The 21851-nt window shown below is 62.1% G+C and carries 23 protein-coding genes; 9 read left to right on the forward strand and 14 right to left on the reverse strand.

Annotated elements, in window-relative coordinates; all coding sequences use genetic code 11:
* Positions 1 to 40 precede the first annotated feature (40 nt).
* Positions 41 to 640: a recombination mediator RecR gene (gene recR, locus ACX80E_RS12095; protein WP_103465060.1), complete on the forward strand. Its 600-nt coding sequence runs from the start codon at positions 41 to 43 to the stop codon at positions 638 to 640.
* A 102-nt stretch (positions 641 to 742) separates the two neighbouring features.
* On the opposite strand, the gene ACX80E_RS12100 is transcribed toward recR, so the two are convergent.
* On the reverse strand, positions 743 to 1576 hold the full coding sequence (locus tag ACX80E_RS12100) for a helix-turn-helix transcriptional regulator (protein WP_459302225.1): 834 nt from the start codon (positions 1574 to 1576) through the stop codon (positions 743 to 745).
* 78 nt (positions 1577 to 1654) lie between these two features.
* Here ACX80E_RS12100 and ilvD point away from each other — a divergent pair, with 78 nt between their 5' ends.
* On the forward strand, positions 1655 to 3547 hold the full coding sequence (gene ilvD, locus ACX80E_RS12105; protein ID WP_459302226.1) for a dihydroxy-acid dehydratase: 1893 nt from the start codon (positions 1655 to 1657) through the stop codon (positions 3545 to 3547).
* Between the two features lie 95 nt (positions 3548 to 3642).
* Here ilvD and ACX80E_RS12110 read toward each other — a convergent pair whose 3' ends face one another.
* Positions 3643 to 4845 (reverse strand): ABC transporter permease, encoded by a 1203-nt coding sequence (locus tag ACX80E_RS12110; protein WP_459302227.1) that lies wholly within the window; start codon positions 4843 to 4845, stop codon positions 3643 to 3645.
* Positions 4842 to 5867, reverse strand: coding sequence for an ABC transporter ATP-binding protein (locus tag ACX80E_RS12115; RefSeq protein WP_459302228.1), 1026 nt, complete (start codon positions 5865 to 5867; stop codon positions 4842 to 4844). Before ACX80E_RS12115 ends, ACX80E_RS12110 begins: the two co-directional genes overlap by 4 nt.
* Before the next feature lie 315 nt (positions 5868 to 6182).
* Between ACX80E_RS12115 and ACX80E_RS12120 the strand changes: the two genes are divergently transcribed.
* Positions 6183 to 7469, forward strand: coding sequence for an aspartate kinase (locus ACX80E_RS12120; RefSeq protein WP_459302229.1), 1287 nt, complete (start codon positions 6183 to 6185; stop codon positions 7467 to 7469).
* Between the two features lie 97 nt (positions 7470 to 7566).
* On the opposite strand, the gene ACX80E_RS12125 is transcribed toward ACX80E_RS12120, so the two are convergent.
* Together ACX80E_RS12125 and ACX80E_RS12130 are read right to left on the reverse strand one after the other, a co-directional pair.
* Positions 7567 to 7785 carry a hypothetical protein gene (locus tag ACX80E_RS12125; RefSeq protein ID WP_459302245.1) on the reverse strand — a complete coding sequence of 73 codons (219 nt, stop codon included), beginning with the start codon at positions 7783 to 7785 and terminating at the stop codon, positions 7567 to 7569.
* Positions 7786 to 7900: 115 nt separating this feature from the next.
* Positions 7901 to 8125, reverse strand: coding sequence for a hypothetical protein (locus ACX80E_RS12130; protein WP_459302230.1), 225 nt, complete (start codon positions 8123 to 8125; stop codon positions 7901 to 7903).
* A 120-nt stretch (positions 8126 to 8245) separates the two neighbouring features.
* Between ACX80E_RS12130 and ACX80E_RS12135 the strand changes: the two genes are divergently transcribed.
* The 5 genes from ACX80E_RS12135 (at position 8246) to purL (ending at position 13280) form a co-directional block, all read left to right on the forward strand.
* Positions 8246 to 8737 (forward strand): MarR family winged helix-turn-helix transcriptional regulator, encoded by a 492-nt coding sequence (locus ACX80E_RS12135; protein WP_459302231.1) that lies wholly within the window; start codon positions 8246 to 8248, stop codon positions 8735 to 8737.
* A 4-nt stretch (positions 8738 to 8741) separates the two neighbouring features.
* Positions 8742 to 9656, forward strand: a complete 915-nt coding sequence (locus tag ACX80E_RS12140; protein WP_459302232.1) for a 3-methyladenine DNA glycosylase — start codon at positions 8742 to 8744, stop codon at positions 9654 to 9656.
* Positions 9657 to 9951: 295 nt separating this feature from the next.
* Entirely contained in the window at positions 9952 to 10203 is a 252-nt protein-coding gene (gene purS / locus ACX80E_RS12145) for a phosphoribosylformylglycinamidine synthase subunit PurS (protein WP_103465358.1), read from the forward strand.
* A gap of 2 nt (positions 10204 to 10205) precedes the next feature.
* Positions 10206 to 10958, forward strand: a complete 753-nt coding sequence (purQ, locus tag ACX80E_RS12150) for a phosphoribosylformylglycinamidine synthase subunit PurQ (protein WP_459302233.1) — start codon at positions 10206 to 10208, stop codon at positions 10956 to 10958.
* Positions 10959 to 13280, forward strand: a complete 2322-nt coding sequence (gene purL, locus ACX80E_RS12155) for a phosphoribosylformylglycinamidine synthase subunit PurL (RefSeq protein WP_459302234.1) — start codon at positions 10959 to 10961, stop codon at positions 13278 to 13280.
* Positions 13281 to 13364: 84 nt separating this feature from the next.
* Here the strand turns inward: purL and ACX80E_RS12160 are convergent, their stop codons facing one another.
* Positions 13365 to 13511 carry a hypothetical protein gene (locus ACX80E_RS12160; protein WP_459302235.1) on the reverse strand — a complete coding sequence of 49 codons (147 nt, stop codon included), beginning with the start codon at positions 13509 to 13511 and terminating at the stop codon, positions 13365 to 13367.
* A 194-nt stretch (positions 13512 to 13705) separates the two neighbouring features.
* Between ACX80E_RS12160 and ACX80E_RS12165 the strand changes: the two genes are divergently transcribed.
* Positions 13706 to 15526, forward strand: a complete 1821-nt coding sequence (locus tag ACX80E_RS12165) for a zf-HC2 domain-containing protein (protein WP_459302236.1) — start codon at positions 13706 to 13708, stop codon at positions 15524 to 15526.
* Positions 15527 to 15598: 72 nt separating this feature from the next.
* Here the strand turns inward: ACX80E_RS12165 and ACX80E_RS12170 are convergent, their stop codons facing one another.
* From ACX80E_RS12170 to ACX80E_RS12205, 8 genes are all read right to left on the reverse strand, one after another.
* Complete coding sequence (locus ACX80E_RS12170; RefSeq protein ID WP_459302237.1) at positions 15599 to 16177, reverse strand: DUF1990 family protein; 579 nt, start codon at positions 16175 to 16177, stop codon at positions 15599 to 15601.
* Complete coding sequence (locus tag ACX80E_RS12175) at positions 16161 to 16568, reverse strand: MmcQ/YjbR family DNA-binding protein (protein WP_459302238.1); 408 nt, start codon at positions 16566 to 16568, stop codon at positions 16161 to 16163. The genes ACX80E_RS12170 and ACX80E_RS12175 overlap by 17 nt, the downstream gene beginning before the upstream one ends.
* Positions 16565 to 17125: a dihydrofolate reductase family protein gene (locus ACX80E_RS12180; protein WP_459302239.1), complete on the reverse strand. Its 561-nt coding sequence runs from the start codon at positions 17123 to 17125 to the stop codon at positions 16565 to 16567. Before ACX80E_RS12180 ends, ACX80E_RS12175 begins: the two co-directional genes overlap by 4 nt.
* Positions 17126 to 17169: 44 nt before the next feature.
* Complete coding sequence (locus tag ACX80E_RS12185) at positions 17170 to 18105, reverse strand: polysaccharide deacetylase family protein (RefSeq protein WP_459302240.1); 936 nt, start codon at positions 18103 to 18105, stop codon at positions 17170 to 17172.
* Between the two features lie 31 nt (positions 18106 to 18136).
* Positions 18137 to 18553, reverse strand: a complete 417-nt coding sequence (locus ACX80E_RS12190) for a CoA-binding protein (RefSeq protein ID WP_459302241.1) — start codon at positions 18551 to 18553, stop codon at positions 18137 to 18139.
* 65 nt (positions 18554 to 18618) lie between these two features.
* Positions 18619 to 19110, reverse strand: coding sequence for an SUKH-4 family immunity protein (locus ACX80E_RS12195; RefSeq protein WP_459302242.1), 492 nt, complete (start codon positions 19108 to 19110; stop codon positions 18619 to 18621).
* 60 nt (positions 19111 to 19170) lie between these two features.
* Positions 19171 to 19977 carry a carbon-nitrogen hydrolase family protein gene (locus ACX80E_RS12200; RefSeq protein ID WP_459302243.1) on the reverse strand — a complete coding sequence of 269 codons (807 nt, stop codon included), beginning with the start codon at positions 19975 to 19977 and terminating at the stop codon, positions 19171 to 19173.
* Between the two features lie 171 nt (positions 19978 to 20148).
* Positions 20149 to 21441 (reverse strand): adenylosuccinate synthase, encoded by a 1293-nt coding sequence (locus ACX80E_RS12205; protein ID WP_459302244.1) that lies wholly within the window; start codon positions 21439 to 21441, stop codon positions 20149 to 20151.
* Between the last annotated feature and the right edge of the window lie 410 nt (positions 21442 to 21851).

Here is a 21851-nt window from a genome sequence, read left to right on the forward strand (position 1 = left end):
GGCGCCGACACCATTTTTGAACCAATAGACAAGAGGCATTGTGTACGAGGGAGCAGTTCAGGAGCTCATCGATGAGTTGGGGCGGCTGCCAGGAATTGGGCCGAAATCGGCGCAACGGCTCGCCTTCCACATTCTGGAAGCGGACACCGAGGACATGCAGCGCCTAGTCAGGGCCATTGTCACCGTCAAGGAACGCGTAAAATTTTGCACCGTGTGCGGCAATGTCACCGAGGCGGAGCTGTGCAACATTTGCCGCGACCCGCGCCGTGACCCCAGCATCATCTGCGTCGTGGAGGAATCCAAGGACGTCCTGGCTGTGGAACGGACCCGCGCCTTCCGTGGCCGCTATCACGTGCTGGGCGGCTCCATCAACCCCATCGCGGGCATTGGCCCTGACCAGCTACGCATCCGTGAACTGCTTACCCGCCTGAACGACAGCCAAATCCAGGAGGTCATCATCGCCACCGACCCCAACCTGGAGGGTGAGGCCACGGCCACGTACCTCTCGCGCATGCTCAAAACCATCGGGATCGCCGTGACCCGGCTGGCGTCAGGGCTCCCCGTGGGTGGCGACTTGGAGTACGCCGATGAGGTCACGCTGGGCCGCGCCTTCGAGGGCCGCCGGAACGCACTGACCTAAACGCCGAACGTACAGTTGATGTTGATGTTTGCGCGAAACATCAACATCAACTGTACGTTCGCGGGGCTGGAGCTGCCGGATGGGAGCTGTCGGATTCGACGCCTACGCCGGTCCCGCCGCCAGGGTTGCCAGCCGTTCGCGCGTGGGCGTGCCCGGGGTGGGGGTGTACAGGACAAAGTGCAGATCGGGGGCGTCGGAAGGCACCAGCCGGTGCTGGTCAAAGATCAGCTCGCCCACCTCCGGGTGGATAAAGGTGCGCTGCCTGGAGGCGAATCCGGCCACCCCGTGATCGGCCCAAATGCGGGCGAAATCCTCGCTGGCAGCAGCCAGCCTTGCCACCAGCGCCGTGTGCGCGGCCGAGCCGAGCCGGGGTCCGGCTTCGGCCCGGAATTCGGCCACAAAATGCCGTGAAGTTTCTTCCCAGTCGGGCAGCATCTGATGCAAGGCAGGGTCGGTAAAGATCAGCCACAACAGATTCCGCTGCTCCGGGGCAACGTCGCCAATGCGTGAGTACAGGCAGGCGTAGGCGTTGTTCCAGCCGGCAATCCCCCAGTCCGGGGCCACGGCAAAGGCGGGGAAATCCAGGGCATCGAGCAACGCCTGCAAATGTGGCGGCGCCGCCTCAATGGCCGCAACCTCCGCCAAGGGAAGCCCCGCGTAGCCACCCATCGCCAACAAATAGCCATGCTCGGCGGCACTCAGGCGCAACACACGCCCAATAGATTCGAGCACCTGGCGGGATGCGTTGATGTCCCGCCCCTGTTCCAACCACGTGTACCAGGTGACGCTGACGGCTGCGAACGCCGCAATCTCCTCACGCCGCAACCCCAGCGTGCGGCTGCGGCCAATGGGCGGCAAGCCGTGTTCGGCGCGGACTAGATTGGCGCGGCGGTCACGCAAAAACTGACCCAGCTCCCGCCGTCGTTCTTCATCCATGCCACCAAATCTAGCACTGCCACTACTAGTATCAGCGCCGTCTTCCTGTCCGGGCCAAAATGCTGGTTAACTGTCCCTATGCCTCCATTACGTTCACGCACAGTCACCCACGGCCGCAACATGGCAGGCGCCCGCGCCCTCATGATGGCCTCCGGCGTCGCCAAGAGCGACATCGGCAAACCGATCGTCGCCGTCGCCAACTCGTTCACGGAGTTTGTCCCCGGCCACACCCACCTAGCGCCCGTGGGCCGGATTGTCTCCGACGCCATTCACGCTGCCGGCGCCATCGCCCGCGAATTCAACACCATCGCCGTGGATGACGGCATCGCCATGGGGCACGGCGGCATGCTGTACTCGCTGCCCTCACGCGACCTCATTGCCGACTCCGTTGAGTACATGGTCAACGCCCACTGCGCCGACGTGCTGGTGTGCATCTCCAACTGCGACAAGATCACCCCCGGCATGCTCATGGCCGCCCTGCGCCTGAACATCCCCACAGTGTTTGTCAGCGGCGGCCCCATGGAGGCTGGCCGGGTGACCATGACCGACGGCTCCATCCGCTCACTGGACTTGGTCAACGCCATCTCCGACGCCGTGGATGATTCCATCTCCGACGCCGACATTGACCTGATCGAGGCGAACGCCTGCCCCACCTGCGGTTCCTGTTCTGGCATGTTCACCGCTAACTCCATGAACTGCCTCACCGAAGCCATCGGCCTGTCCCTTCCGGGCAACGGCTCGCTCCTCGCCACGCACACGGCCCGCAAGGAGCTGTACGAGCGTGCCGGCGCCACCGCCGTCGAAATCGCCAAGCGCTACTACGAGGACGACGACGCGTCGGTGCTGCCCCGTGCCATCGCGTCCTTCGAGGCGTTCGACAACGCCATGGCCCTGGACATCGCCATGGGCGGCTCCACGAACACCATCCTGCACCTGCTCGCAGCAGCACAGGAAGCGGGCCTGAAGTACGATCTTGACGACATCGACGCCAAGTCCCGCCAGGTCCCGTGCCTGGCCAAGGTTGCGCCGAACGTTGCTGGAGACAAAACGTACTACATGGAGGATGTACACCGCGCCGGCGGCATCCCCGCCCTCTTGGGGGAGCTCAACCGTGGCGGTTTGCTCCACACGAACGTCCGCTCGGTCCACTCGAACAACCTCACCGGCTGGCTGGACGACTGGGACATTCGCGGCGGCAAGGCGACCGCGGAGGCACAGGCCCTGTGGACTGCGGCCCCGGGTGGCCAACGCTCCTCTACCGCGTTCTCACAGTCGGCCGAGTGGACCTCCCTGGACACCGATGCCGCGGGCGGGTGCCTGCGCGCTGTGGAGCACGCCTTCTCCAAGGACGGCGGACTGGCAGTGCTGCGCGGCAATATTGCCCCCGACGGCGCAGTGGTCAAAACAGCCGGTGTTGACCCGTCCATCTGGACGTTTGAGGGCCCGGCCGTGGTGTGTGAGTCCCAGGACGAGGCAGTGGAAAAGATCCTCAGCAAGACCGTCAAGGCCGGCGACGTGGTGGTCATTCGCTACGAAGGGCCGCGCGGTGGCCCCGGCATGCAGGAAATGCTGTACCCCACCTCATTCCTGAAGGGTCTGGGCCTGGGCAAGGTTTGCGCGCTCATCACCGACGGCCGTTTCTCCGGCGGCACCTCCGGCCTCTCCATTGGCCACGTCTCCCCCGAGGCGGCCTCCGGCGGCACCATCGCCCTGGTTCAGGACGGGGACCGGATCCGGATCGACATCCCCAACCGGTCCATGGAACTGCTGGTTGACCCGGGCGAACTGGACGAACGGCGCGATCTGCTCGAGGCAACCACCGGCTACCGTCCGGTGGCCCGCGAGCGGGAAGTCTCGCTGGCACTGCGCGCTTACGCCTCAATGGCCACCAGCGCCGACAAGGGCGCCATCCGCCAAGTCCCGGAGGACGCTGTCATGATGGTGGCACCCCGGACTGAAGTTTCCGTCTAGTACCGCCCCCTCACATCTGTGTGGCAGTTGTTGGACCGAAGCCAACAACTGCCACACAGATTGCACTGCGGGTTCTAGAAGTTCATGGTCCGTCTCTAGGCCACGCGGGTGCCCTTGGGTAGTTTGCCTGCTGGCGTGCGCAGCGCCCGCCAGCCCAGTGCCACGACGCCGGCCGCCACCACGAGTTGCAACCCCAGTCCTAGTGGCCACAACGGGGTTTTCTGGCCCATGTAGTCAGCTGTGAGCTTGCCGTTGGCGCAAGTGTAGGTTGCTTCGGGACCGGCCTGGGCGTACCTGGCGCCTTGGCTGATCATCTCGAAGATGCCCGTGGGCCCCGTGCCCTCGGTCACCGATTGTTGAACCGATTGTTGATAGGGGATGGCGTCGGCAATCACCACAAATGGGTTCATGCCCAGCATCCAAGCAACCCGGTCCGTGCGCACGGCATCTACCTCCTGGATGGGCCCAAAGCAGTAGCTATCACCATTGCGATCGGTGACGTCGCTAGGGAGGGGCGGCGGGTTCTCGCTGCCGTCACCGATGTCATAGTCGTAACCGTAGGAGCCTGCGTAACCCATCTGATTGGCCTGCACTTTTCCTTGGCTGACCATTGCCCCGAGCCCGAATGCTATGAGCGTGCCAAAGACCAGCACCGACACCACCAAGTAGGTGACAACAATGGAGAACAGCGGCCTGTTGGCGAGAGCTGAAATACCAACACCCAAGGCACACACCACAGCAATTTCCACGGCGAGCATCAGCAGTGCAATGGCTATGTGTCCGAACCCCAGGCCGCCTTGCACAATGGCGAAGACCAGGAACGGGATACTGGCGGCCAGGAACGCTATCCCGGCAATCCATGAGGCCAGGAACTTCCCCCACAAGATTTGTCCGGAACTCAGCAACGTCACCTGCAGGATCGCCAAGGTTCCCCCGGCCCTGTCCCCGTTTATGGCATTGGCTGAAAACGCCGGGGCCACCAGCAGGCCGAACAGCAGCACGAAGGCCAGCACTATCTCAAAGATCAGCGGCCCGGGCCCGGTGCTGCTGGCTGTTGTATCCCATGCCATGCTGGTCTCTTGCTGAGCCTGCCAACTCCACCACGTCAGGGCTGTGACTATGCCGATGACCAGAAACCACAATGCCAACATGATGTACCAGCCGCGCGAGCGCAGCCTCTGGCGCATTTCCATTCCCACAACGGCAAATACGCCACCCGAATAGGCGCGCAGGCCAGTGTACCGAGAACCACCGTCCGGAACCGGGCGGGAACCTGCCTCGCTATGAATCTGCGTCATGGCTGTTCCACCTTCATACTCATATACGTTTCTTCCAAAGCGCCGGTGGCGGGGGCGAAGGCACACACCGCTACCCCCGCCATCACCAGATCTCGCAACAGCGCAGATGCCTGCTGCTGGGTGCCCACGGTGACGGTGACGGTGTCCCGGCGGCCATTTCCGGCCCCATAGTTCATACCCAACGCCGTCAGTGCAGCGTCCAATGCGGACGGGTCCAGGGCAGCGATGGAATACTTGCGCCCCTGCCCGGCCGCTTGATCCACTGTTTGCGCCAGCACCGTGCGGCCCTGGTTCACAAACACCGCACCGTCAGCGATCTCGTCCAGTTCGGCCAGCACATGCGAGGAAACCACTATGGCTTTTCCTGCGGCGGCAAGCTGGCGCAGGATCCCCCGCAAGGCAACACGCGAGCCCGGATCCAGCCCGGATGCCGGCTCATCGAGCAGCAACACCTGCGGGTCATGGATCAACGCACGGGCAAGGCTTAGCCGCTGTTGCTGGCCACGCGACAGCACCCGCGCCTTCTGGTCGGCTAGGGCGGTCAAGTTCACCAGGGTCAACAGTTCTGCAACCCGGCCTGGAATCTGTTCCTTCGGCAATCTGTAAAACTTGCCCATGGTGGTGAGGATTTCGCGAGCCGTGAGCGCCTCCCACACCCCGAGCGTGTCCGGCATCCAGCCGATCTTCGCCCTGGCCGCGGCCGGGTCCTTGACCGGGTCAACGCCCATAACGCTGACAGTTCCCGAATCCGGTGCCAGCAACGAAGCAAGCATGAGCAGCAGCGTGGTTTTTCCGGCACCGTTGGGGCCGATAAGGGCAGTAACCTTCCCCGCCGGTGCCTGCAGGTCCATATTGACGACGGCGTGGACGGCACCAAAGCTGCGGGACAACCCCACGGCAGACAATCCGTGGAAGGCCTGCGCCCCGCCGTCCGTCGGCGCACCAGCATGCTCGGAAACAAGAGCTGTCTGCGGATCCTGAGGCGCTGGCGGATCCTGTTCCGGTGGTAATTGCTGCGTCATAATTTCCCTCCCCGATGGTCCGCACTAGCGGATATGGACTCAGCATAGGCCCCTCTGCCCACGGGAGTCATCATCCCGGCGTCGGATATTCAGCTGATGCCTCCACCGCCGGCGGCGACCACATAATGACCTTCAAGTATCAATATGTGGACTTCATAGTTCGGTGTTGACGCGCCACCGCGCTAAACTGGCCTGAAACTGCCTTCTGCGCTGATGATGCCGCACTGGCCCAGCGCTGTGGCGCGGCTCTGGTGTGGGCGGCAGCAAGTTTCCTTCTCCTAGTGTTGCGTTAGGTAAGTCAATGAGTGTGCATCCATGAGCTTGATAGTTCAAAAGTACGGCGGCTCGTCCGTGTCCGACGCCGAAGGCATTTTGCGCGTAGCCCGCAGGGTTGTCAGCACCCAAACGGCAGGCCATGAGGTAGTGGTAGTCGTATCCGCCATGGGCGACACCACAGATGAACTGCTGGATCTGGCCGCCCAAGTCTCCGAGCATCCCCCAGCCCGCGAGCTGGACATGCTCATGACAGCCGGTGAGCGCATTTCGATGGCGCTGCTGGCCATGGCCATCAGCTCATTGGGCGGGGTAGCACAGTCCTTCACGGGCAGCCAGGCCGGCATGATCACCGACGGCATCCACGGTAAGGCCCGCATCATCGACGTGGACCCGCATCGCGTCCGCACCGCACTGGACAAGGGCAAGGTCGCCATTGTGGCCGGCTTCCAGGGCATGAGCCGCCAGACCAATGAGATCACCACCATGGGCCGCGGCGGTTCGGACACCACAGCAGTTGCCCTCGCCGCGGCACTGGACGCCGATGTGTGCGAAATTTACACGGACGTCGACGGCGTCTATACGGCCGATCCGCGCGTGGTGTCCAGCGCCCAGAAGATCAACAAGATCTCCAGCGAGGAAATGCTGGAAATGGCAGCCTCGGGTGCCAAGATCTTGCACCTTCGCTGCGTTGAATACGCCAGACGTTTTGGACTGCCCATCCATGTGCGGTCCTCCTTTAGCGACAATGAGGGAACCTGGGTTTTGCCCAGCCCCGACGACAAAATCAAGATCTCAGAGGGAGTTGCCTTGGAGCAGCCAATCATTTCCGGCGTGGCCCATGACCGGTCCGAAGCCAAGGTCACAGTTGTTGGCGTGCCGGACATCCCCGGCAAGGCTGCCATGATCTTCGGCATCATCGCCGGCGCGCATTCAAACATCGACATGATTGTGCAGAACATTTCCACGAAGGGTTCAGGCAAGACGGACATCTCCTTCACACTTCCCATGGTGGAGGGCGAAGATGCGCTGAGCGCCCTGCGCGCCAGGCAGGACGACGTTGGCTTCGAGGACCTGATCTACGACGATCAAATCGGCAAGCTCTCCCTCATCGGCGCCGGCATGCGCTCCAACCCGGGCGTGTCCTACCGCTTCTTCCAGGCCTTGTCCGACGCCGGTGTGAACATTGATCTGATCTCCACCTCCGAGATCCGCATCTCGGTGGTCACCCGCGCTGACTTGCTAGATGTTGCGGTGCGCGCAGTACACCAGGCTTTTGGCTTGGATGGCGACGACGAGGCGACAGTTTATGGCGGCACCGGCCGCTAGTCGCCCCCGCAGTCAAACTGGCCCGCAGTAAACGACGAAAAAACGCGCTTTGGGCCCGATTTTCGGCGTTTTCTGCGGGTCAGTTGAGGAAGTGAGGCTAGTCCGCAGCGTCTTCCTTGCGGACAGCGTAATGGTGGCCCGCCGAATCAGTATGTTGTTCAAAGTGGGAGAGCTGCTCTTCGCTGCTTTCTTCAAATGCATCGTGACGATGCACCACGGGGGCAGCTGAGTCACCTTGATCCGCAGGCCCAAAAACTCTTTGCAGCTTTTCGGTTGCGTGCATGAATTTGTCCACGAATTTTTCACCGCTGGTCATCATCAACACCCCTTTCGGGAGCGGAAAATCTTGCCGCCAGAATCTAATAAGTTTACGCCTGTTTGCCCCGCAAGGGCACTCATGGGTTGCTGGGCTGATGAACCGGGAGGGAGCGTTAGCGCAAGGACCTGTCGGTGGGGTCCGTGGGCACCAAATATGTGCTGCCGTCGGCCCTGGCGACTGTTTTCCACTGCACCGCCGCTTCTTCCTGGCTCTTCAGCAGCGCCTTGTTCTCCGGCGTCATCTCATGATCCAGGGGGCTGCTGCTGGCGGGGCCCAGAATGTAGCGCAAGCGGCCCGTGAAACGCATCAGTTTTTGTACCGGACTTATCTTGGGCATGGGCAGGGTTCCTTATAGCGCGTGGGCCAGCGACGGGTTTCCCTGGCCGAATCATGAAAGTCAACAAAACACATAGTACCCTGATAGTTAGTGTACTAACTAAATCGAGGGAGCAAGGCTGTGAGCACCACGGAAGACGATCTATTGCTGGAGCGCCAACTTTGTTTTGGCCTCAGCGTGGCCTCCCGCAGCGTCATTGCCGCCTACAAGCCGGTACTGGCCGCCTTGGGGCTGACTCACCCGCAGTACTTGGTCATGCTGGCCCTGTGGGAGCAGGCACCGCGCCGGGTTAAGGACATTGGCAACGCCTTGCTGTTGGAATCAGCAACGCTTTCCCCGCTCCTTAAGCGCCTTGAGGCCCTGGGGTTTATCACTCGAGCCAAGGACCTGAACGACGAGCGAGCCTTGGCCGTGGACCTCACACGGTCGGGCGCGGCCCTCCGGGAACGGGCCCTTTCCGTGCCGGGGACCATGCTGGCCAAGCTGGGCCTGGACCGGGCCGGTGCCATGGCGTTGCACGGCAGCATGATGGCTTTGATCGAGGCCGCCACTCGCGACGAAGAGCCCGCATCGCTTGCGGACTCTGGCGCCGTGGCCGTGGCGGATAATTGAGAACATGACCTCTGCCCCACTCCCCCTCACCGAGGACGCTTGGCAGGCCCGCGCCGCAGCGCACCACAACCGCGTCGACCGCTACGCAGCCCCCTACCTCGCCCGCCGTTCAGCCAACAAAAAGCACCCGGTGGAAGACTTCCTCTTCACCTACTACACCCAGAAACCGGGCCAACTCGCGCGTTGGCACCCGGGCGCGGGCGTCATCCTCACGGGCGACGCCGCCACCGAGCGCTTGAACTGGAAGTTTTACCGAGCAGCGCCCGACGCCGATTCCTCGGCGACCGGGGCATCTCACCCACGTTCCGGCGTCGTTTTTGACACGGAAAAGTTCTTGGCCGAACGCAAGGACGCCGTGGATTTTGCTCGCATAATCCTGGGGCGCACGGCTGCCCGGCCGGCCCAGTTCGGCTGTTTTGGGCTGCATGAATGGGCCATGGTGTACAAACAGGAGGCCAATGCTGTGCGGCACGAATACCTTCAGCTGCGCCTTGGCGCGGCGGGCACTGACCAGGTGGTTCAGGAGAGCAAGATTCGTTGCACACACTTTGATGCGTACCGTTTCTACACCCCGCAGGCGGTCGGGCTCAACGAGTTGACGCCAACCCGTGCGAATCAGCGCGAGCTGGAACAGCCCGGGTGCCTGCACGCCAACATGGACCTCTACAAGTGGGCGTACAAACTCTCGCCATCCTTGCCCAGCGAGCTGGTGATGGATTGCTTTGAGCTGTCCTGGCGCATCCGGGCCATGGACATGCAAGCATCACCCTACGACCTGGCCCAGTGGGGCTACCCTGCCATCGCGATTGAAACAGTCGCCGGCAAGGCCGACTATGTGGCAGCTCAGCGAGCATTTAGCGCCGAGGCGGCGGTGTTGCGTGAGCGGTTGCGCGCAGCCGTCGAGGAACTGGTTGCCTAAAGAGCCCGCATCGTGGCCTGTTGACGCCACGGCGCAGCCCTCAACCCGGGTGTGTGCTCCGTCGCGAAAAAGGTGCGCACAACAGCCGCCCCGTTGGCTGGGCTCGGCAACTCTGTCGGCTCAAATGCGACGCAGGCCACGCAAATTCAGGAGTTCGCAAACACTTGCGTAGAATGGAAAGGCAAGCTCGCGGAGCGCTTCGACTCACCGGTTTTCAGGTCTTGACCTCCTGACCCAAAAGACGGCGTAAGACGGCAATCCGTGGCCACCCCTTTTTCACATCAGGAGTCCCCGGATGCCCCGGATCGTTGTCGACGTCATGCTTAAACCCGAAATCCTTGACCCGCAGGGAAAGGCCATTGTTGGCGCTCTTCCCCGTTTGGGCTTCACAGCGTTTTCCGCTGTGCGCCAGGGCAAGCGCTTTGAACTTTTTGTTGACGGCGAGGTGACAGAGGAAATCCTGGCGCAGGCTCGCAATGCCGCGGAAACCATGCTTTCCAACCCTGTCATCGAAGACGTGGTCAACGTTGAAGTAGTGGCGGACTAGCCATGACTGAAACCCCCTTGATTGGCGGGGCCACTTTTGCCCCCGTCGATTCCCGTTTGGCAGGGGCACGCATCGGCGTTGTCACGTTCCCCGGAACACTGGATGACCGCGACGCCGCCCGTGCAGTGCGCGCCTCAGGTGCCACAGCCGTGTCACTGTGGCACGCCGACACCACGCTGGCTGACGTTGACGCAATTGTCATCCCCGGCGGATTCTCCTACGGCGACTACCTGCGCGCCGGCGCCATCGCCCGTTTTGCGCCGTTGATGAGCCAGATCGTTGATGCCGCGAATTCCGACGCCAAGCTGCCTGTTTTGGGTATTTGCAACGGTTTCCAGATCCTCACCGAGGCGCACCTGTTGCCCGGCTCGATGATCAAGAACGATCACTTGAAGTTCCTGTGCCGCGACCAGGTGCTGCGCGTGGAGAACAACTCCACCGCATGGACCAACGCCTACGCAGCAGGCACCGAAATCACCATCCCGTTGAAAAACCAGGATGGCCAGTACATTGCCGACGAGAAGACCCTTGACGCCCTCGAGGCTGAGGGCCGGGTGGCTTTCCGCTACGTCGGCATGAACCCGAACGGTTCACGCCGCGACATCGCAGGCATCTCCAATGCCGCGGGCAACGTGGTGGGCCTCATGCCGCACCCGGAGCACGCCATCGAAAACGGCTACGGCCCCGGCCACACCGGCACCGACGGGCTGGGATTCTTCACCTCTGTCCTGAACACGCTTCTGGGAGGCAAATAAATGTCTGAGACCTCGACTACCGAGTCAGCCAAGAAGTTCAATATCGACACCGTTGCCAACGCAGCCGTGACCCCCGATGTTGAGCTGCCGTGGGCCGAGCTGGGCCTGAAGCAAAACGAGTTCGACGACGTCGTGAAGGTTCTTGGCCGCCGCCCCACCGGCGCCGAGCTGGCCATGTACTCGGTCATGTGGAGCGAGCACTGCTCCTACAAGTCCTCCAAAAACCACCTGCGCCAGTTTGGCGAAAAGGTCACCGAGGAAATGAAGAAGGACATGCTGGTGGGCATCGGCGAAAACGCCGGCGTCACCAACTTGGGCGACGGCTGGGCCGTGACGTTCAAGATCGAGTCCCACAATTCGCCGTCGTTCGTTGAGCCCTACCAGGGCGCCGCAACAGGCATCGGCGGCATTGTCCGCGACATCATCTCCATGGGCGCACGCCCGGTGGCCGTCATGGATCCGCTGCGTTTCGGCGCCATCGACCACCCGGACACCGCCCGCGTCATGCATGGTGCCGTTGCCGGTATTGGTGGTTACGGCAACTCGCTGGGCCTGCCAAACATTGGCGGCGAAATGGTGTTCGACGCCGTTTACCAGGGCAACCCGTTGGTCAACGCCTTGGCTGTTGGCGTCATGCGCCACGAGGACATCCGGCTGGCCAACGCGTCCGGCAAGGGCAACAAGGTTGTTCTGTTCGGTGCGCGCACCGGCGGCGACGGCATTGGCGGCGCTTCGGTGCTGGCTTCGGAGTCCTTCGATGACACGAAGCCGTCCAAGCGCCCCGCAGTGCAGGTGGGCGATCCCTTCGCCGAGAAGGTCCTGATCGAGTGCTGCCTGGAACTGTTCAAGGGCTCCTTGGTTGAAGGTATCCAGGACCTCGGCGCCGCAGGTATTTCCTGCGCCACGAGCGAGCTGGCCTCCAACGGAGACGGCGGCATGGAAGTCGAACTGACCTCCGTCCTGCTGCGCGACCCCTCCCTGACCCCGGGCGAAATCCTCATGTCCGAGTCGCAGGAACGCATGATGGCCGTGGTGACGCCGGAGAACATGGCAGCGTTTGAGGCCGTCATGGAAAAATGGGCCGTGGAGTACTCTTGGCTCGGCGAGGTCACCGGCACCGGCCGCTTGATCATCAAGTGGGAAGGCGAAGTCATTGTTGACGTCGACCCGCGCACCGTGGCACACGACGGCCCGGTGTACGACCGCCCCTACGCCCGCCCGGAATGGCAAGACGCCTTGCAAGCCGACGCGTTCACCGGCTCCGTCCAGGATGCCGGCCGACCGGCAACCGCGGATGAGCTGAAGGAAGCAGTGCTGGAACTCATTGCGTCACCGAACATGTGCTCAAAGGACTGGATCACCAACCAGTACGACCGCTACGTGGGCGGCAATACCTCCATGGCGTTCCCGGACGACGCCGGCGTGATCCGAGTCGACGAGGAAACCGGCTTGGGCGTTGCCCTGGCCACCGATGCGAACGGCCGCTACACCTTCCTTGACCCGTACCACGGTGCACAGCTGGCGCTGGCCGAAGCCTACCGCAACGTGGCCACCTCCGGCGCCGTGCCCATGGCCGTCAGTGACTGCCTGAACTTCGGTTCGCCCGAGGATCCGGATGTCATGTGGCAGCTGGCCGAAGCGATTCGTGGCCTGTCCGACGCCTGCATGGTGTTGGGCATCCCGGTCACCGGCGGCAACGTTTCACTGTACAACCAGACCGGTTCCACCCCCATCCACCCCTCCCCGGTTGTTGCGGTTTTGGGCAAGTTCGACGACGTTGCGCGCCGCACGCCGTCGGGCTGGGTCGAAGACGGCCAGGCCATCTACCTGCTGGGCACCACGGCAGATGAATTGGATGGTTCCGAGTGGGCCAACATGCGCGGCCACCTGGGCGGATTGCCGCCGAAGGTTGACCTGGCCGGTGAACGTGAATTGGGCGAGATCCTGATCAACGCTTCCCGTGACGGCATGATCGACTCCGCGCACGACCTCTCCGAGGGCGGCCTTGCGGCTGGCCTGGTTGAGTCTGCACTGCGTTTCAACACTGGCGCCCGCGTGGCATTGAACGAAGTTGCCCAGCGCGACGGCGTGGACACCTTCACACTGCTGTTCTCCGAAACTCAGGGCCGGGCCATAGTGTCTGTTCCTCGCAGCGAAGAGGTCCGCTTCAATGACATGTGCACGGCCCGGAACTTCCCGGTAGCCCGCATCGGTGTTGTTGACGCAGCCGGCGGCGCCTTGGACCTGCAAGGTTTGTTCGCTGCCCCGCTGTCCGAACTCCGCGAGGCACACGAGGGCACCTTGCCGAAGTACTTCGGCTAGGAACCCCAGAACCGTAAGGAACCCCGGTCAACTCGTCAATGAGTTGGCCGGGGTTCCTTACGTTGAGAGCTGAGAAAAGCACGGTCAGCGCAGCGCCTCGGTATCCGAGCGAAGGACTGTCACTATCTGGTCCGCCTTGTCGTAGCTGGTCTCAGCCTGCACCGTGACACTGAAGACGTCGACGCGAGGGCAGCCCAAGCCAGGCCGGGCTCGCAGGAAATCGTGACGCAAATTGTGAAAGACATTCTTATTGTTTCCCTGACGGAAATCCCCGATATCTGGTTAGTTTGTGCATCCCGGTAAAAATTCTCAGCAAAAGGGGCTAGGATCACCTCTAAGCCGCAGCATTTCCCGCCGCTGCCCAACTGCTTGCCCGAGTGGTCGGTCAGCATGGAATGAGCCCCTCTTCACATCAGGACATGAAAATGCGCGTGGCATCCCCCACACCTCACAGTCATGGGGACTTCCTCCAGCTCTCTGACCTGCAACTGCTTGAGTTGACCCGGGAGGGCGATGAAACAGCGTATGTGGCGTTGTGGCATCGCCACAGAAGCGCCGGCCTGAGGGCCGCCCGGTCCATCACGGGCAAATTCGACCCCGAGGATATGTTGCAGGAGGCTTTCACCCGCATCCTGGTCGCCATCCGCGGCCACGCAGGTCCACGGGAAGTTTTCCGCCCGTACCTCTACTCGGTGCTCAGGTCAGTCTCCATGAGCTGGGATCCCCAAGGGGAGGCAACCACGCCGCTCGATGAGGTGTATCAACAAAACGAACCCTCTTATTCGTTCGAGGGTGTCACCCTCGATAAGACAATCACCAGCCGGGCCTTCGCCAACCTCAAACCCGAGTGGCGGAGAGTCCTTTGGTATGTGGAAGTGGAGGGCATGCAACCGCGTGAGGTGGCACCGTTGCTGGGCCTGAAACCCAACGCGGTGTCCGCACTGGCGCTTCGCGCCAAGGAAGGGCTCCGCATCTCCTGGCTCCAGGCACACCTCAATCCAGACGCGGCCGATCCGGACTGCAAGTGGTGTGTGGAGCGCTTGGGCGCCTACAACAGGGACACGCTCAGTGACAGGCTCCAGGATCGAGTTCAGGACCACCTGAGAGGTTGCCTCAAGTGCAGCATCCTTGTCGAGGAGGTCGATCAGGTTGGCCGCAATCTTGGCCTGGTGCTGCTGCCCCTCCTGTTGGGGCCCACTGCCCTCGCGGGCATGGGCGCGCCCGTCGCATCTGTCACGACTTCCTCCGCATCAACCACCACGCCGCCTGCCCAAACGTCGGCTCAGGTTGCCGGGACATCCAGCGGCCGGTTCCTGCTTATCGCAGCGGCAACCGCCGTGGTGGTGGTGGTCGGAAGCATCGCAGCGGCGGCCGTCAGTTTGAGCCTAAATGCCCAAGAACTCCCGGCCACCATTGCCGTCGGCACACCCACAGCAAGTGCCGACGCCGCCACCCCGGCCTACCCTGAACCGACAGTCGGCACAGCGCCCGCAGCCCCCGCCACACCCGCGGCTATCCCTCCGGTGGTTGAAAGCGTGTCCAGTCCCCTCCAGTCCGTTGACTTGCCGCGGATCATTCCCCTGCCAGCCCCAACATCTGAAACCACCCAGGAACCAACGCAGTCTTCCGCGCCGGAGCCCCGCCCAACGACGTCGCCAACACCAACACCCAGCCCCACGCCGTCGCCCGCACCAACGCCCGCACCCAGCCCCACGCCGTCGCCCGCAACCGTGGTTCCGATGCCTCCCGCCTTCACCACCATTTTGGAGCGGGGCCTTTTCCTGCCCTTGCTGAACGGGACCGGCAGCCCCGGGGCACAGGTGGTGGTCTTGTCCGGCAGCGAACAGGTGGCGGTGACGACGGTAGACGAATCCGGTTTTTGGTCGGTGGTCCCCGAGGCAACTCCCGGGCCGGATGGGACTGTTCGGTTTAGTGCCTTTCAGCTCCTTGGCGGGTTGCGCTCACAAGATAGCGCCCTGAGCGTTCCCGTGGAGTTGAAGATGCCGGAAATCGTGTCACTGACCAAGGATGACCACTCCACCACAGTGACCTTCAACGGACCTGCAGGTGCCACGGTCCAGGCCATTCTTGACGGCGTCCCCACCGGCACGTACCACCAGCTCACAGGAGAAAGCATCACGCGGACCCTGCCGGATCTGCCACCCGGCGAGCATGCGCTGGCGTTGCGGTTCGTTGACCCCGACGGTGGGCTCCATGGGGCCTCAGTGACGGTGACCCTGCCCTGATCGATTGAGTGTGGCAGCCGGCAGGGATGCGACAGCTCCTACTTTTCGCCGCCGTCGTGCCCGCGTCCGCGGCTAGAAACCGCCGGCTAGGACGCGCGCCGCCTGCTGATAGGAACGCGTGACGCCGGCCTGGGCCAATTTGGTCAGGGGCGAACCGATCGTATAGATCAGTCCGGCAGGCTTGCTGAAGGCCAAAAGCCGGAAGTGCACGCCGCCGTCGGCGGTTTTCATGGCGATGAACGCCTCCTCACCCAGCGCGGGGTGCCCGGGCAGGGTGCCGTAGCCAAAGCCGGCCATCTGCATTTCTGTCCCGTCCGGGCCGGACATGAGCTGCGGTTCAAGAGCCCACACCACCTCGCAGGGCACGGGGAGGCGAAGATTTCCGACACCAAATCCGCTAACGACAGTGGCGCGCGCCACTGCCCGCGGCGGGGCAGTGACCTGCAAACCGGCCAGGCGCTGAATCTGCCACGTCATGATGCCTTCAGCCAGCGCAGCGAAAGCTTCCTGCCCAGCACCGACGGCAAGTGTTTTGTCCACATGGTCAAAACCCGTGGGCCACTGCGCGGCATCAGCAGACTTTTGAGCCACCAAACGGGTCAGCCCCAGGTAGGGGTAGTCCAAGGGGCCGCGGCTAACTCTTGGCGACATATGCGCTCCACTCCAAGGCACGTTGTTGTTTCTTCGGCATGCCGGCCACCACCAGGTCGTAGGAGTCTTCCATCATCTCCAACACCATGGCCTCCTCCACGGCAGAGGTGTCCACGGTATTCCAATGCACCTTGTTCAGGTGATAGCCGGCCGTGATGCCGGTGTTGGCTGCGCGCAATGCTGGCGCCAGCTCGGGGTCGCACTTGAAACTGATCATGACAGGCGTGGCATCCAAGTTACCCAGGGCAAACATCTTCGCCACCCACTGCTCGGCTCCGCTGCTGGGGGCTTTGACCTTGAAAACACTGGTGTCCGCACCGAACGGGAAGTCCTCATAGCACCCGGGCAAGGCCAGCGCCGCAGCTCTCAGGGTGGCTGCACTGATACTCATGTGGCGTCCAGAACCTGGTAGTTCAGAACCGCAAATTGCCCGTGGCGGCTGGCACTGCGAAGCACCAGCCGGTCCGGGCCCAGTGTGCGCGGCAGCAACGGCGCACCCCCAACTAGTGTTGCAGGTGCCACGCTGAGTGAGATGTCCGTCAACGCCCCACAGTCCAGGAACTGCCCGGCCAGATCTCCGCCGCCCACCACCCACACATCCAGGGCCCCTGCCGCATCCTTGATCTCCGCCAGTACATCCGCCACGGTGCCGTTGACTTGCCTGACGTCTGCGCCGTCCGGCACCGGCAGCTTCCTGGTGGTGAAGACGTAGGTGGGTTTGTTGCCGTAAAACTGCCGCCATTTCCCCGGCTCTTCCAGCAGGTTCTCGGCGCGCAGCACCCACTCATAAGTGGCTGATCCTTCCACGAAGACACCCACGGAGTCCATGAAGGCGGCCATGTCTGGGGCGCCGGCGTTGTCAACCGCGAACAGCCACTCCAGGGAATGTGACTGATCAGCAAGGTAGCCGTTCAACGAGGTCGCCGTGTTGTAAACAATTCGAGTCATGGCACCAACGCTACCCGCTGATCAGCCCAAAGCCGGCGGAAAACCTACTTGGTGGCAAGGTAGTCTTCCAGCAGCACAACCTTGAGTCCGGCGGCCTTCTGCGCCTGCGTGAACGCTGCGAGGTCCTCGGGGAATTCTGGGCGGAAGTGCATGAGGACAATGTCCCCGGGGCGCAGGCCGGCACCCACCTGGTAGTCCATCCGGCCTGCGTTTGCCTTGGTTTCCCAGTCAACCACAGCCTTCATGCCGCATTCGGCCACGGCCTTGCGGATGGCGTCGGTGTAGGGCCCGCCTGGCGGTCTGAAGAAGACTGGACGGCGCCCGTACTGCTGTTCCTCAAAGTCAGCCATGCCACAAATCTCAGCTTTTTGCTGCTCGTAGCTCAGATGAATAAAGGCCAGATTGTGGCTCATGGTGTGGTTCTCGATCAGGTGCCCGGCAGCCGTGTACTTCTTGTAGAACTGCGGCTCCCCGGCAATGAACCCGTGCGCCAGAAAGATGGACGCCTTGATGCGGTTCTTCTCAAGGAGCGCCAGGTCCGAGTCCCGCTTCACGGCACCGTCGTCAATGGTCACGAACACCACTTTTTGTTCCGTGGGCACCTTGGTCAGGACCGGGGCCATACCGTTCTCAATGGGCGGCAGCACATAGTCAGGGACCAATCCGCCCAAGGTATCTATGCGCCCCGTCGCCGGGTTGGTGGCGGGCGCGGATGGTGGACTGGTCGACGCCGGGGCTTGCGTTGGGCTGGCTGTGGACCTGTGCGTCGGCGTGCCTGGCGCAGCCGCGCCGGTGCTGCTTGGGCGTGCAGTGGCAGCCTTGGTGGTGTTGGCTGGGCCGCCGGGACTGACGCTGGCCGAGTTTGGGGGCATTGCCGTCACCCACCAGATCCCTGCAGCTACCATGGCGATCGCCAGCACAAGAATGGTTAGCGCAATGAGACGGCCTCGGTGGCGGGCGTAGTCAAGGTGGCGGGGCATAGGCTTCTTTCCTAAGAAACGGGGTGGTGGTTTAGAGGCCTAGCTTTGCGGCTTCAATTTTGGGGCAGGCATCCATGACAACGTCGAGTCCGGCGTCGAGGGCGCGCTGCGCCGCTTGCTCATCCACAACGCCCGATTGCAGCCAGACTGCCGTGGCACCAACGGCAATGGCCTGGTCAACCACGGCACCAACCTTGCTGGAATTGACGAAGCAATCCACCACGTCAATACTCCCGGGGACTTCCGCAAGCTTCGTGTAACCCTTGGCGCCATGCACGTCGTCGCCCTTGAGGTTTACGGGGATGATCTCCTGGCCAAGGTGCCGCTGGAGGAAATGTGAAACATCAACAGCAGGGCGCAGTGGGTTGTTTGACAGGCCCACCACAGCCCACCGCCCCGGCGTTGACAGGAGTCGGCGGATAACATCTGGATCATTGACCTGTGCCATGCTTCGAGCCTAATGGCACAGTGGGCAGATTCGATTGAACGTTCACGGCGGTTCGCGTACAAGGCCTAAGCGTCGGAGCGGACTTCTTCAACCTCTTCAAAGAGGCTATTGTCGTCGTCCTCTTCGGTCTCATCAACGTCCACATAGTCCTCGCTGGTGAGCTCTTCAGCGTACAGCGCCCAGAATTCGTTGGGTGCAGCAGCGGGCGGATCCAGCATTTGGAGTTGCTGCTCGAAGGACTTCTTGACGGCTGAAAAGTCTTCGTCGTCCTCCGGGCCCACCGTGTCCCGGTCAATGGCGCCCCAGGCAGCCACAATCTTTGGCAGCGTTTCCAAGGACGACGCTATGAGTGAATCGTCGTCCTCGCAGACGTAGTGCACCGACCCCGTCTCACGGTCAATCACCACAAACTGAAAGTCGCCGTCATTGCAGACAACTGCCCGGCCAGCAGCATCATCGGCGAACGGTGGCTTGAGCCATTGCCCGTCCAGCGGCACGTCCTCCAACGCCACCGGGAACATGGTCTCCAACACCGCCCAAATCCTGGCGTCGTTCATGATTTCCTCCTGCCCTTAGTTCCGACACTAATCACAGCGATATCTTTCGTCAACGGTGACTTAACCAGCCGGAACCACCAAGGTGCTGCTTTCAAATCGGCGGTTGCGCAAAACTGGGAGGAATTCGCGGACTTCCTCCACACGCCTGTGTGTCACATCTGCTGTGGCAAGGCCTTCGGGTTCTTCGTTGAGGAAGTCCGCCGGGATGCCCATGGGGTCCAGGATGACGGAGTGGCCAATGCAATGGTCGCTGGAGGTTCCAGCTGCAGCCAACCAGGCCGTGTTTTCAATGGCGCGAGCCTTCAACAACGTCTCCCAATGATCAACCTTGTGCTCACCCTTAAACCAGGCCGCCGAAACACAGAGGAGCTCCACTCCGGCAACTGCCAGGGAGCGGGCCAGCTCCGGGAACCGGATGTCATAGCAGGTCATCAGGCCCACCTTGAAACCGCCAATTTCGACCACTGTGATGCCGCGGTCGCTCGGCTTGATCCTTGAGGACTCCTGGTAGGAGAACGCATCATAGAGGTGCAGCTTCCTGTACGTGTCCAGGATCCCGCCGTCGTCATCGACTGCCACAACTGTGTTGTAGGGGCGCGCCTCCCCGCTGGATTCGTAACCTCCGGCGATGACGGCGATGCCCGCATCGGCCGCCATTAAGGAAACGCCCTGCACAAAGGTGGTCCAGTGGGCGTCAACAGCCGTGACAAAGTCCCCGGCAACCCGGCCCACAGAGAACATGGCTTCTTCCGGGAAAAGAATGAGTTTGCTGCCCTCTTGTGCCGCAGCAACGCACAGTCGGCGCATGGTGGAAAGATTCTGTACAACATCCCCGCCCGGATTGAACTGTCCAACGCTGACCTTCATGACATCTCCTTCGACCCGCCAGTACTGTCTACCATCAAGCCTAGTCGCGATGGCACCCAGGACACCACGGGCTCAGCAAAAAGGCGGGTTCGGCGGACGGAACATGTGTTCCACCCACCGAACCCGCCTTTTGTTGCACGTGCACCGCCGGTTCGTTGGCGGCGAGCCGGACTAGTTGTCGTTGATGAGGTCGTAGCGCACAATAGTCTGGTCGCGAGCAGGGCCAACACCAATGGCGGAGAGCCGCGTGCCGGACATTGCCTCCAACGCGAGCACATAGTTGCGTGCGTTCAGGGGCAGGTCTTCAAGGGTGCGGGCCGTGGTGATGTCCTCGGTCCAGCCCGGGAAGTACTCGAAAATGGGCTTAGCGTGGTGGAACTCGGTCTGCGTCATCGGCATTTCGTCGTGGCGCACACCGTCAACGTCGTAGGCGACGCAGACGGGGATCTGCTCAATGCCCGTCAGCACGTCCAGCTTGGTGACAAAATAGTCGGTGAAGCCGTTGACACGGGAAGCGTGCCGGGCCAGAACGGCGTCGTACCAACCGCAACGACGGGGACGGCCGGTGTTCACACCAAACTCGCCCCCTGTCTTTTGCAGGTAGATGCCCATATCGTCGAAGAGTTCCGTGGGGAACGGGCCGGCACCAACACGCGTGGTGTAGGCCTTGATGATGCCCACTGCGCGGGTGATGCGGGTGGGGCCAATTCCTGAACCAACTGACGCGCCACCGGCGGTCGGGTTGGAGGAGGTTACGAACGGGTAGGTGCCGTGGTCAACGTCCAGGAACGTTGCCTGACCGCCTTCCATGAGCACCACTTCGCCCCGATCCAGGGCCTTGTTGAGCACATACGTTGCGTCAATAACCATGGGGCGCACGCGCTCGGCGAAGCTGAGGAAGTACTCCACAACCTCATCCACTTCAACGTCGCGGCGGTTGTAAACCTTCACCAGCAGCTGGTTCTTCTGCTTCAGCGATCCCTCAACCTTTTGGCGCAGGATGGACTCGTCAAAGAGGTCCTGGACACGGATGCCCAGACGGGCCACCTTGTCCATGTAGGCCGGGCCAATGCCGCGGCCTGTGGTGCCAATGGCGCGGCTGCCCAAGAAACGTTCGGTCACCTTGTCCAGCACCTGGTGGTACGGGGCCACCAGGTGGGCGTTGGCGGAAATGCGCAGTTTGGACGTGTCCGCACCGCGAGCCTCAAGGCCCTCAATTTCCTCAAACAACGCCTCAAGGTTCACAACGCAACCATTGCCAATAATGGGTGTTGCATTGGGGCTCAAAATGCCGGCAGGAAGGAGCTTGAGCTCATACTTCTCACCGCCTACGACCACTGTGTGCCCGGCGTTGTTTCCGCCATTGGGCTTCACTACATAGTCGACCAAACCACCCAAAAGATCTGTGGCCTTGCCTTTACCTTCGTCACCCCACTGGGCGCCGACGATTACGATTGCTGGCATGGGACCCTCCCCTTGCTCATAAGTTGAGCCGGGCACTGCAGAGTTCGGCGGTTGATCCGCCGTGCAGTGTCCGGGCACGAAAATGCCCCTTGGAAACCACCGGCCTTCGTTAGCAAAAGCTGCTGAAGGCAGTCGGTCAAGGGGGTCTTACCACCTAAGGTTACTTCACGGCCCTAGCTGGCGCACATTGACCTCACGGGGTGGACGTGCCCGGCACTGGCATCACCACGCCCCGTGACCATGCCCGTGCGGCACTCGCCCCAGGCAACTGGCCCGCAGAAAACGCCGAAAATTGCCCATTTTGAGGCTGTTGCTTTTTGGGGTGTGGCGGTGTTTGCTTTGTCCCGGGTCGTGTTTAAGAATTGAGCATGGCCCGGGATTATCGCTCTGTAGATCGTGACACACCGTTT

The organism is Arthrobacter sp. TMN-49, assembly GCF_054511095.1.